Genomic DNA, 11,550 nt, shown 5'->3' on the forward strand with positions numbered 1-11,550 from the left:
TGCGCAGGCGTTCTCCATCCCGTTCCCCGAGGTCTCATGGGGCGATCAGCTCGCACGCGAGGATCGCGTAGGTAGGCAGGGGGATCCCAATGCAAGGCTCCATGAGGAATGAAGACGCCAGCACCGTCACGTCGTGGAAGTACTGGCCGAAGCGTCCTCGAGGACGACGCCACGCGCGGGTCCCTGCCTGGCGAGGCCCGCGAGCACGACAGGTCATCGGCGCCGTGATGGCGCTGGCCACGGCCGGTGCCGGTTTGACCGCTGCCGCGGTCCCCGCCTCGGCCGCTACCGTCTACGAGCTTGAGGGGCAGTGGGCGAACGGCACGCCGGAGACGGTCCAGACGGGCGACTCCGTGTCCGCCACATGGTGGTTCAACCTGAACGATGACGCCGCGGCGCCGGGCAACGAGCCGGTCGACGACGTCGTCGTCAGTGTGACCTTGGTGGGAGCGGTCTTCGACGAGATCCCGACGCCCTGCCTCACCGAGGAGGTGGATCCCGCATCGTCCGTGAGCGACGACGGGTCCACGTTGAGCTGCAACGTCGGCACGCAGCGCCAAGGCTCGGCCGTCACGCTCACCACCGCCGCTCGGATCACGGCGCTGAGCGGCGATCAGGTCACAGCATCGGCGACGATCGCCGACCAGGCTGCGTCGCTCCCTCCTCTGGAGGTGCAGAACCCGTTCGTCCAGGACATCCGCTGGGAGGCCAACACGGGTGAGCGCGTGCTCGACGAGACCACGCGAGACCTCCGGTTCAACTGGACCGTGTTCCACGGGACCGACGGACCGGCCGGCCCGGACTCCGTGTCGTACGACCTGGATGTCACGAACTCGGTCGGCGCGCCCACGGTGTCGCTCGCGGACGCCTGCACACCGTTCTCCGAGAGCAGCGCATCAGGTCACCCGTGGTCCGGCGGCAGCCACGACGAGTCGCAGATGGCCCCGTTCGTCGACGACTGCACACTGACGCGTCTGAGCAGCACGACGTACAGGCTGACCTTGAGCGGGATCGACTACAGCAAGTCGCTGGTCCCGACCGAGAGCTCGACGGGTGCCGCTCTGCCGACCGACCGCCAGGCCGTCGCCTCCGGCTCCATCTGGATCCGGGTGCGGAGCAGCGCCAACTCGGGCCAGGTGTCTCTCACCTCGAGCGCTCCGACGTACGTCGCTGTCGACGGCAGCACGAGCACAGACGACACCGACAACAACCAGTCGGCCAGCGTCTGGTCGCTCGGCGTGCACTACGGGGGATGGCTCGGGAACAGCTGGAGCGACACGCTGCGGGTCGCGCGCGGCGCGACGGCGGAGGCGCGGACGTCCCTGAGCATCTCCAACGTCCCGGACAAGGGCACCGCTGCCGGCAGCTGCACGATCATCGACTCGCGGTACGCGAGCCTGGAGAGTGCAAGCACGTTCGACGACAACAACAACAATGCCGAGCTACCACTGACGGTCGAGTACTACACGGGCAGTGCCGCCCTGCTGGACCCGGACAGCGGATCGTACGACCCGAACCTCTGGGAGGGATGCGGCGCCAACGGCGGGTGGTCGGCCACGCCGCCGGAAGATCTGGGTTCTGTGCGTGCGGTTCGGACCGTCTACAACCCGAGCACCGACGTCCCTCCGACGTCGCGGGTCTTCCTCGGCGCGCGGGTGCGGATCGACGAGGACGTCGAGGTGGGTCAGGACGTGTGGATGTGGTCGGCCTACCTCTCGCCGAACGCCGGGAGCAGCAACCAGTGGATCTACACCTCCCGCAGCAACAACCCCTCCGACATCTCGCTCGTGGGCACGGCGACGCCAGGTACTCGGTACCCGTTCACGGGGCAGCACCGCGACATCCTGCGAGTTCTCGGCCTCACGCCCGACGTTTCGAAGTCGGTGACCCCGGTGGTGGTGGACCCGGGTGGGACCGCGACCTACTCACTGGTCTACTCTGCCGACGGGCTCGGGGCCGTCGAGCCGGAGGTCGACGGGTACACGATCGTGGACACCTTGCCGGTAGGGGGCAGCTATGTCGTGGGCAGCGCCACCCCGGAACCTGAGACCGCCACACTCTCGTCGGGACAGCAAGAGCTGACCTGGACGCTGGACGACGTGGCGACGAACGCTCAGCACGAGCTGAGCTACGACGTCGACTTTGCCGAGGATGTCGAGGGCGGCTCCTCGCTCGACAACTCGGTCACGGCGAGCTTCGGTGGAACGACCAGCAGCCCGGCGATCGCGCGAGTCACGGTCAACGACGCAGGCACCACCAGCGTCATCAAGACGGCGGACCAGGCCTTCATACCGAACCTGGCGGGGGACGGGGTCGGTGACGGCTCGTGGACGGTGCAGGTGATCTCACGTGACCCGCTTCCGCAGTCGTTCACGGACACCATCGACATCCTCCCCTACGTCGGTGACGGGCGTGGGACGGCCTACACCGGCTCCTACGAGCTCTCGGGTGTCGACGCGGTGCCGGGATCGACCGTCTACTACACGACGGACGACCCCTCCGGCCTGAGCGACGACCCCGCGGACACGTCCAACGGCGCGTCCGGCGATCCGTCGGGAAACACCGTGGGGTGGTCGGACACCTACACCCCGGACGCGACCGCCGTCCGTGTCATCACCGGTGAGCTCGCGCCATTCGCGACGAACCCGTTCACCGTCTCCGTCCGCACGGACGGGGCAGAGGGCGGTGACGTGCTCGTCAACCGGGCGCAGGGGCGTGCGGAGAACACGCGACTGGTCACACGCACATCCGCCTCGACGGCCATCGCGAACTACTACTCCGCGTCCCTGAAGAAGTACGTGCAGGACTCCGACGGCGAGTGGCGCGACGCGAACGAGGTCGAGGACTATCCCCTCTTCCGGATCGGCGACACGGTCCCATACCGGATCGTCGTGGAGAACACCGGCCAGGGCACGCTGACGGATCTCGTGGTCTCCGACGACCAGCAACCCGAGCTGGGATCGTTCACGATCGCCTCGCTCGAACCCGGCGAGTCGGAGAGCCACGATTTCGAGATCGTCCTGACGGAGCCCGCCGCAGACTCCATCGTCAACACCGCCTGCGCGGACGCCGCCGTGCCGGAGGACTCGCAGGTCGAGCCCACCATCAACTGCGATCCGGCAGGGATCGTCGTGACCGGGGAGCCCACCCACACCAAGGAGCTCGTCTCGGCCGAACCCACGGGTGAGGGGCGGTGGGAGCTCGTCTACCAGATCGTGGTCGAGAACACCCAGTCTCCGTCGACGACGTACTCGCTCGTCGACGAGCTGCACTTCACCGACCAGGCCACGATCGTCTCTGCCGACGTGACGAGCGCACCGGACGGTGTGACGTTGTTCGAGCCCGCATGGGACGGCCAGGCAGAGACCCGGGTCGCGACGAACGTGGCTCTTCCCGGCAACGGGGACGAGGGATACGCCCCGCACGTGTACGAGGTGACGGTCGTGGCAGAAGTCCCGCTGCAGCTCTCCGGCGCTCCTTCCGGCGAGGACGATGCGACGGCGTGCCCGGCCGAGGGTTCGGACGCGGCGCAGGGATTCAACAACACGTCCGCCATGAGCGGCCCGGAGGGTGAGATCGAGGAGGACCAGGCCTGCGCGCCGATCCCGTCGATCGACATCGCGAAGTCGGTCTCCGCGGGGCCGACAGCGAACGGCGACGGGACATGGACCGTGACGTACGACGTCGTCGCGACGAACACGGGTGCGGCCGAGGGCACGTACGGCGTGACCGACCGTCTGAGCGCTGACGGCGACCTGGCCGTCGTCTCGGGGGAGGTCGTGTCCGCACCCGAGGGCGTGGAGCCCAATGGTGGATGGACCGGGCTGGGCGCCGAGGGCGCGGGCGCGAACGTCATCGCGTCGGACGTGGTCCTGCCCTCGGGAGGGACGCACACGTACCAGGTCGACGTGGTGCTGGGGCTTGCGGAGGGCATCGAGGGTGCCCCCGTGATCACCGACTGTGCCGCGCCGGGTGCGGGCGGGCCTGGCGGCCTGTCCAACGCGGCCGGGATCGAGCACAACGACCTGACCGACGAGGCCTCGACCTGTGTGACGGTGGCGGCGATCGCGGTGGACAAGACGATCAACAGCGGCCCGATCCCCAACGGCGACGGGACCTGGACGATCGTCTACGACATCGTCGCGGAGAACATCGGGGCCGCCGCCGGGGACTATGACCTGCGAGACCGTCTCCACTACGGCGAGGGAATCGAGATCCTTGACGCCGCGGTCGTGACAGTACCGGAAGGTGCGCAGACGAACGCGGGCTGGACAGGCCGCGGCGAGGAGCTCACCGACCCGGAGAACCTGGTCAGCGAGGGTGTCGAGCTGGCCGCGGGTGAGAGCCACGTGTACCAGGTCGAGGTCACGACCCAGATGGACGAGGCCACCATCGATCCGGCCCAGCTGGAGTGCCCGTCCCCGGGCACGGGGGAGAACGGCGGACTCGCCAACTCGACCAGCCTGGGTCACAACGGGATCGTGGCCGAGAGCGAGGCGTGCGCATCGCTCCCGCTGATCGGCGTCGAGAAGTCGATCAGCGACGGTCCTGCGCCGAACGGTGACGGCACGTGGACCCTCACCTACGACCTGGTTGCCTCGAACACGGGCCAGGCCGCGGGCGAGTACGACCTGACGGACGAGCTCCAGTACGGCGAGGGCATCGTGGTCGAGGCCGCCACGGTGGCCGCGGCGCCGGAGGGCGTGGACCTGGACGAGGGCTGGACCGGACAGGGCCCCGTGGGGTCGGCGGAGAACGTGATCGCCACGGGCGTCACGCTCGCGGGCGACACGTCCCACACCTACCAGGTTCTGGTCACGGTCTCCCTCGACCAGGCCGTGGTCACGCCCGAGACCCTGCAGTGCGCGGAGCCCGGTTCCGGGGAGAGCGGTGGTCTGGCGAACTCGACCGAGCTCACCCACAACGGTGAGAGCATGGTCGACGAGGCCTGCGTGTCCCTCCCACTGATCGACTTCACCAAGTCCTTGTCGGGCGCGGTGACACCGGTCGACGGTGAGGGCGGGGTGTACGACGTGGCCTACGAGCTCACGGTCACGAACCACGGTCCCGGTGCGGGTGCGTACGACCTGGACGACACCTTGGCGCCGGGCGACGGCGTCGAGATCGTCGGTATCCAGGACGTGACCACGGACGCGCCGGAGCCGGTCGGGATCGAGGACGGGTTCGACGGTCTTGGCGCGCCCCGGATCGTCACGGACCAGTCCATCGCGGGTTCCGACGGGGCTCCTGTCGTGCACACCTACACGGTGATCGTGCGCTACGCGGCGAACCTGTCCGACGTCGTCATCCCCGATGCCGACACCTGCACCACGGGCGACGAGGGCACGGTCGCGGGCGGCCTGGCGAACTCTGCCACGGTCGGTTGGAACGGACTGCAGGTCGAGGACGACGAGTGCGTCCGTCCGGGCAAGCCGACCCTCGACAAGGCGCTGGTCTCCGCGGACCCGGTGGGCGAGGGTCGGTGGGAGGTCGTCTACGACCTCACGGTGGGCAACGTCGGGTCCGAGGCGACGACGTATGACCTGGACGACGAGCTCCTCTTCGCGCCTGCAGTGACCGTGGACTCCGTCGCAGTCGCCGGCCCCGAGGGTGTCACCCTCGACGAGAGCTTCGACGGTGACACCGACCAGCGGGTGGCCACCGGCGTGAGCATCGGTGGCCTGGACGACGACGGCTACGCACCGCACCTGTACCGGGTGACCGTGATCGCCGGTGTGCCGTTGCACTTCGGCGAGGACGTCGCGGCAGAGGACGGCACCGGGTCGCCGGCCTGCACGGTCCCCGCCGGCGGCAATCTGACGGAGCAGGGGCTGAACAACGCGGCCACTCTCACCGACGAGACCGGCGGGACGCAGACCGACACGGACTGCGCACCGTTGCCGTCGATCGACATCACGAAGTCGGTCGTCGGCGACCCGGTCCAGGGTGCCGACGACTCCTGGACGGTGACCTACGAGATCACCGCCTCGAACGACGGGGCGGCAGAGGGCGTCTACACCCTCGTCGACCGTCTGCGGTTCGGTGCAGGCATCGAAGTCCGTTCGGCGACCGTGACGTCCGCACCCGAGGGAGTGAAGGCGTCAGGCATGTGGACCGGTCAGGGCGTGGACGGCGAGGCGACGAACGTCGTGGCCCCCGATGTAGTCCTGTCCGCCGCCGGTACCCACGTCTACCGGGTGCAGGTCGTGTCGACGGTCGACGGCTCGGAGACGGACAGCTTCACGTTCTCGTGCCCCGAGCCGGGTTCGGGTTCTTCGGGTGGGTTCACCAACATCGCGGGCATCAGCCACAACGACCTGACCGACGCCGCCATGGCCTGCGCATCACCTGCTGAACCCGGCGACCCGGACGAGCCGAGCACGCCGGGCGGTGGACTGGCCGCCACCGGTGCGGCTATCGGGTGGATCGCGGGTGGAGCGGCCGTGCTGCTCCTGCTCGGGGTGATTGCACTGGCCGTCGTCCGTAGTCGTCGCACGGCTGGCTGACGCCGACCCTCGCCGCACCCGGCAGCATCGGGTGCGGCAGGGGATCGGTGACCCCGCGCCGGCCCGTGCCCGGTGCGTGGTCCCCAGGTGCGCGTTCGCGCTGGACTCGAGGACCGGCCGCACCTGCTCCCAGGACGACAGGGCGTCTACCTCCGGCGCGTGCCGGATCTCGATCCTGACCGGCTCCCGTGACCCGCGCAGTGCGGCTCGGCCACCCGCGCGGGGCGTTTGACCGACCGGGGCGCCACTCTCGCCCAGCTCGCGATCGTCTGGGTGGTGGCCGGGCTGACGCCGTCCGCATCGTCGTGGGCGCCCGCCGTGCGGTTCAGGTCGAGTCGACGAGCGCGAGCACGTCGGTGACGGTTCACGCGGTGGCGAACGTCTGTGTGCCGATCACCCGCAGGACGTCGAGCTTCCGGGCCGCGTCCGTCCCCTCGAGGGGGAAGTAGGCGAGCAGCTTGATGTCCGCCTCGGGCGTCAGGAGCACCTCGCAACGCAGCTCGACCGCACCGACCTCGGGATGCACGAAGGTCTTGTGGTCGGAGCGGCGCACCGCGACCTCGTGCCGCTCCCACAGGACGCGGAACTCGCGACTGCGCTGCAGCAGGTCGTCCACCAGCTCCGTGACGTCGCTGTCCCCGGCTCGTCGGGAGTAGGTCGCGCGGAGGTCGCTGACGTGCGCGGCGGCGAGGCGGTCACGTTCCTCCTCGGGCGCACGGTCGCGCACGCCCGGCTCGGTGAACCAGCGCCAGGTGATGTTGCTCGCCCGGCCGGGGCGTGTACCGACGTCGCCCATCAGCGCGGAGAAGAGAGTGTTCGTCCACACGACCTCGCTGATGTCGCTGCAGATGGCGACCGGGACGTCGACGAGGCGACCCGCCACGCCGAGCAGTCCGGGACTGACGTGACGCGCGGCGCGGCGCGGCGGCGGCGACAGCCCGGCGAGGTGGAAGAGGTGGTCACGCTCGTCGACGGTGCACCGCAGCGCCCGGGCGAGCGCCGCGACCACCGACTCCGAGGGGGCGGACCCGCGCGACTGCTCGAGCCGCGTGTAGTGGTCGGTCGACACCCCTGCCAGCATGGCGACCTCCTCACGTCGCAGCCCGGGAGTGCGTCGGCGCGGGCCCTCGGCCACGCCGACGTCGGTAGGGCGCAGCAGCTCGCGGCGCCGGCGGAGGAAGTCGGCGAGCCCGGGACGATCGATCACCCGTCCATCGTGCGTCCTTCCCGGCCCGTTATCCAGGGAGAGGCTCTCCCTGGACATGCTGTGCCTGCCACGCGCCGCGGAAGAGGAGCATGCTGGCGGCATGACCATCACCACAGACCTCACCACCCGCACCCTCGGACGCAGCGGCCCCTCGGTCACCTCTCCCGCCCTCGGCTGCATGGGCCTGTCCGGAGCCTACGGGCGCACCGACGACGACGAGAGCGTGCGCGTGATCCACACGTACCTCGACGCCGGCGGCACCCTGCTCGACACCGCCGACTTCTACGGCGCCGGGCACAACGAGCAGCTCGTCGGACGGGCGCTGCGCGAGCGCAGCCGGGACGACGCCGTGCTGTCCGTGAAGTTCGGCGCGCTGCTCACCCCGGGGCCCGGCATCCCGGGCGGCGGAGCCGACGGCCGGCCGGACGCCGTCCGGAACTATCTCACCTACTCGCTGCAGCGCCTCGGCACCGACCACGTCGACATCTACCGGCCCGCCCGGCTCGACCGTCGGGTGCCGATCGAGGACACGGTCGGTGCGATCGCCGAGCTCGTCGAGGCCGGTCACGTCCGGCACATCGGCCTGAGCGAGGTCGGCGCCGAGACGATCCGTCGCGCCGCTGCCGTCGCGCCGATCAGCGACGTGCAGATCGAGTACTCGCTGCTCAGCCGCGGGATCGAGGACGAGATCCTCGCCACCTGCCGCGAGCTCGGCATCGGCGTCACCGCGTACGGCGTGCTCTCCAAGGGACTCATCGGCGGCAACGCCGCGAGCCCTGTCCTCGCCGCCGCGTTCCCGCGATTCGGCGGCGAGAACCGGGAGCACAACGACGCCCTCGTCGCCCGGCTGCAGGAGGTCGCGGACGCCAAGGAGGCGACTCTGGCCCAGCTCGCGATCGCCTGGGTCGCGGCCCAGGGCGACGACGTCGTCCCGGTCGTGGGCGCCCGTCGTGCGGCCCAGGTCGAGTCGATGATCGCGAGCACGTCGGTCACGCTGGACGACGACGACCTCGCCCGGATCGATGCGCTGGTGCCGCGTGGTGCGGCTCGGGGGACCCGCTACCCGGAGGCCCACATGGCCGACCTCGACAGCGAGGGCTGAGCCCCGCTCGATCGCCTGTCGATCTCGCGAGCGAGGGCCTCCCGGCGCCTCAGCCTCGGCGGAGCTCGGCCCGCCAGGTCCAGGGCCGGCCGGGCGGGCCCGGGAGGGCGTCGACCGCGAGCGGCGACAGGCCGTCCTGGCCGAACGCTTCGACCTCCGCACGAGTCAGCGGCCAGGGTGGGCCGTCGTCGGCCACCTGCTCGGTGCCGAGCTGGACCACCAGCAACGTCCCGGCCGGCGCGACCAGCGTCCGGACCCCCGCGGTCATCGCGGGCCGGACGTCGCGGCTGACGGCCTGGACCGTGTAGACCTCGACCACCAGGTCGAACGCGCCGACCCACCCGGTCGGGAGGTCGAGCAGGTTTCCGACGGCGTACCTCACTCGTGAGTCCGGGTGGCGCTCGCGGGCGGCCGCCACCGCGGAGGGTGAGACGTCGAACGCGGTCGTGTCGTAGCCCAGCCGGGCCAGGTGCTCGGCGTCGGCTCCGAGGCCGCACCCGACGACGACGGCCGTCCGGTCCGCGGCCGGGCGGCGGTCCTCCGAGGCGTGGGCAGCGGTCCACGCGGCGAGCACCGGGTGCGGGTCGTCGTGGTCCCACGGCGTCGTGACGTCACCGCCGGCGGCGGACGCCCACAGCCGCTCGAACCAGGCTGTCGGGTCGTCCGGGTCCGCCTTGCCCAGGCGGTCGGCCTCGGACTGCCAGGATCGACGCTCGGTCATGGGTCGACTGTAGCCAGGCGTCGCCCGCGTTGACACGGCTGGTCGGGGTGCCGAACGATGAGCACCACCATCCCCGCGGAAGGGCGGCCACCCATGAGCGATGTGCAGAACCTCGTCGTCGTGGGCCCCGGCCTGCCGGCCTGATGGTCCACTACCCCCGCCCGCTGCGTCCGGGCGACGTGGTCGGGGTGACCGCGCCGTCGTCGGGCCTCCCGACGCCGTTGCGCGGCCGGCTGGACGTCGCGGTCGAGTGGTTGCGCGACCGTGGCTACGTGGTCGTGCTCGGCGAGTGTCTCGACGGGGCCTCGCACGTCAGCGCGCCCGCCGCCGAGCGGGCCGCCGAGCTCATGGCGATGCTGCGCGACCCGCAGATCCGCGCCGTCGTGCCGCCCTGGGGCGGGGAGACGGCGATCGACCTGCTGCCGCTGCTCGATCTCGACGCGCTGCGCGACGTCGAGCCGACCTGGGTCGTCGGCTTCTCCGACATCTCGACGCTGCTCACCCCGCTCACCCTCGTGTCCGGCTGGGCCACGCTGCACGCCGCCAACCTCATGGACACCCCGTACGAGCAGCCGTCCGGGCTCGCCCACTGGCTCGACGTGGCCGCGGGGACGACGGCGCGGGGCGGCGTCGTGCGGCAGTCGCCCCCGGGCGTGCACCGGCTGGGCGCCTACGACCGGTGGGAGGACGACCCCACCGTCACCACATACTCCTGGAACGGCACCGGGGCGTGGCGGCGGCTCGACGGCGGCTCCGGCGACATCGACGTGTCGGGCCGGATGATCGGCGGCTGCGTCGAGATGCTCACGCACCTTGCCGGCACCCGGTTCGCCGACACCTCGGCCCTGCGCGGGCCCGCGGGCGACGAGCCGCTGCTCGTCTATGTCGAGGCCGCGGAGGCGGACGCGTTCACGATCTGCCGCAGCCTGCACGGCATGCGGCTGTGCGGCTTCTTCGACGGCGCCGCGGCGGTCCTGGTCGGCCGGACCGGCGCACCGGACAGCCCGACGCTCACGCAGGACGAGGCCGTGCTCGACGCCCTCGGCCCCCTGGGCGTCCCGATCGTCACGGACGTCGACTGCGGGCACGTCGCCCCGCACATGACGATGGTCAACGGGTCGATCGGTCGCCTGCGGCACGGCGCCGAGGGTTCGGTGCTGGAGCAGCGGCTCGCCTGACCGACGACCACCTGATGCGAATCCACAGCCCCGAGCTCCGCGCCATCTCGAGCGCGTCCTGCGCGCCACGGAGCTGACGTCGTGCCTGGACGTCCCGCAGTTCTTCACCGACCACGGCCTGCACCGGGCGGGTTCACAGCTGCTGACGCACGCCGGCCTCCCGGGCGATGCCCTCGACCTGCTCCTCCAGGTCGTCGCGCAGCGGCTTGAGCCCGGCCCCGCGCCGCAGGACGGGGAGCCGGACCGGGTGGTCGACCTCCTCGAGCTCGAAGCCGAGGGCCGCGTAGAAGGCCATGAGCGCGAGGACCAGGCCCAGCACGCCGGCGACGATGTCCCACCCCTCGACGCCGCTGACCTCGGCGATGCCCGTCACGGCGAACCGTGCCGCAGAGCCGATCATGACCGCAGCGGCGACGAGCTTGCCGTTCGCCGCGGCGGCGGGGATCAGCATCGCGATGCCGGCGGTGACGAGCAGCACTCCCAGCGCGGGACTGGTGGTCCCGGGCGTCGAGGTCAGCGTCGTGACCGCGACCATCGCCCACACCCCGGCGACCATGGCCATCCCGGTGCCGGCGATGGGGTCACGGGCCCCGAACCCGACGATCGCCGAGAACAGCTGCAACGGCACGGTGAGCACGAGCACCGCCAGCGCGACCGTGCTCTCCTCGTCGGGGCCGAGGATGCCCAGCTGGAGGCAGCTGAACCCGACCGTGGCGACGGCCAGGGCCATGAAGCCCAGCGGCAGCGGGTTGCCGCTCGGGCGCAGCACGATCCGGGTCATCCGCAGCTGTTCGCTGCGCGGGCGTTCCTCGTCGTCGGCGCTCATCCGAGCAACA

6 protein-coding genes are annotated in these 11,550 nt (G+C 71.0%); 3 read left to right on the forward strand and 3 right to left on the reverse strand.

Features of this window, described 5'->3' with window-relative positions:
* Positions 1-101 precede the first annotated feature (101 nt).
* Positions 102-6,506 (forward strand): DUF7507 domain-containing protein, encoded by a 6,405-nt coding sequence (locus tag IF651_RS04710; protein ID WP_191827956.1) that lies wholly within the window; start codon positions 102-104, stop codon positions 6,504-6,506.
* Positions 6,507-6,870: 364 nt separating this feature from the next.
* Here IF651_RS04710 and IF651_RS04715 read toward each other — a convergent pair whose 3' ends face one another.
* Positions 6,871-7,713, reverse strand: coding sequence for a helix-turn-helix transcriptional regulator (locus IF651_RS04715; protein ID WP_338403773.1), 843 nt, complete (start codon positions 7,711-7,713; stop codon positions 6,871-6,873).
* A gap of 100 nt (positions 7,714-7,813) precedes the next feature.
* Here IF651_RS04715 and IF651_RS04720 point away from each other — a divergent pair, with 100 nt between their 5' ends.
* Positions 7,814-8,815 carry an aldo/keto reductase gene (locus IF651_RS04720; protein WP_206715145.1) on the forward strand — a complete coding sequence of 334 codons (1,002 nt, stop codon included), beginning with the start codon at positions 7,814-7,816 and terminating at the stop codon, positions 8,813-8,815.
* Between the two features lie 49 nt (positions 8,816-8,864).
* Here IF651_RS04720 and IF651_RS04725 read toward each other — a convergent pair whose 3' ends face one another.
* Positions 8,865-9,536: a class I SAM-dependent methyltransferase gene (locus tag IF651_RS04725; RefSeq protein ID WP_191827957.1), complete on the reverse strand. Its 672-nt coding sequence runs from the start codon at positions 9,534-9,536 to the stop codon at positions 8,865-8,867.
* Positions 9,537-9,679: 143 nt separating this feature from the next.
* On the opposite strand from IF651_RS04725, the gene IF651_RS04730 reads away from it, so the two are divergent.
* Positions 9,680-10,714, forward strand: coding sequence for a S66 family peptidase (locus tag IF651_RS04730; protein ID WP_206715148.1), 1,035 nt, complete (start codon positions 9,680-9,682; stop codon positions 10,712-10,714).
* A gap of 133 nt (positions 10,715-10,847) precedes the next feature.
* Here the strand turns inward: IF651_RS04730 and IF651_RS04735 are convergent, their stop codons facing one another.
* On the reverse strand, positions 10,848-11,540 hold the full coding sequence (locus IF651_RS04735; protein ID WP_191827958.1) for an acetate uptake transporter family protein: 693 nt from the start codon (positions 11,538-11,540) through the stop codon (positions 10,848-10,850).
* Positions 11,541-11,550 lie beyond the last annotated feature (10 nt).

The organism is Cellulosimicrobium arenosum (assembly GCF_014837295.1).
Lineage (GTDB): Bacteria > Actinomycetota > Actinomycetes > Actinomycetales > Cellulomonadaceae > Cellulosimicrobium > Cellulosimicrobium arenosum.

What these genes read in the sequence shown, in the direction of transcription:
- IF651_RS04710 (WP_191827956.1), top strand. Translation starts at nt 102, where the DNA reads ATGAGGAATGAAGACGCCAGCACCGTCACGTCGTGGAAGTACTGGCCG.
- IF651_RS04720 (WP_206715145.1), top strand. Translation starts at nt 7,814, where the DNA reads ATGACCATCACCACAGACCTCACCACCCGCACCCTCGGACGCAGCGGC.
- IF651_RS04725 (WP_191827957.1), bottom strand. Translation starts at nt 9,536, where the DNA reads ATGACCGAGCGTCGATCCTGGCAGTCCGAGGCCGACCGCCTGGGCAAG.
- IF651_RS04730 (WP_206715148.1), top strand. Translation starts at nt 9,680, where the DNA reads ATGGTCCACTACCCCCGCCCGCTGCGTCCGGGCGACGTGGTCGGGGTG.
- IF651_RS04735 (WP_191827958.1), bottom strand. Translation starts at nt 11,540, where the DNA reads ATGAGCGCCGACGACGAGGAACGCCCGCGCAGCGAACAGCTGCGGATG.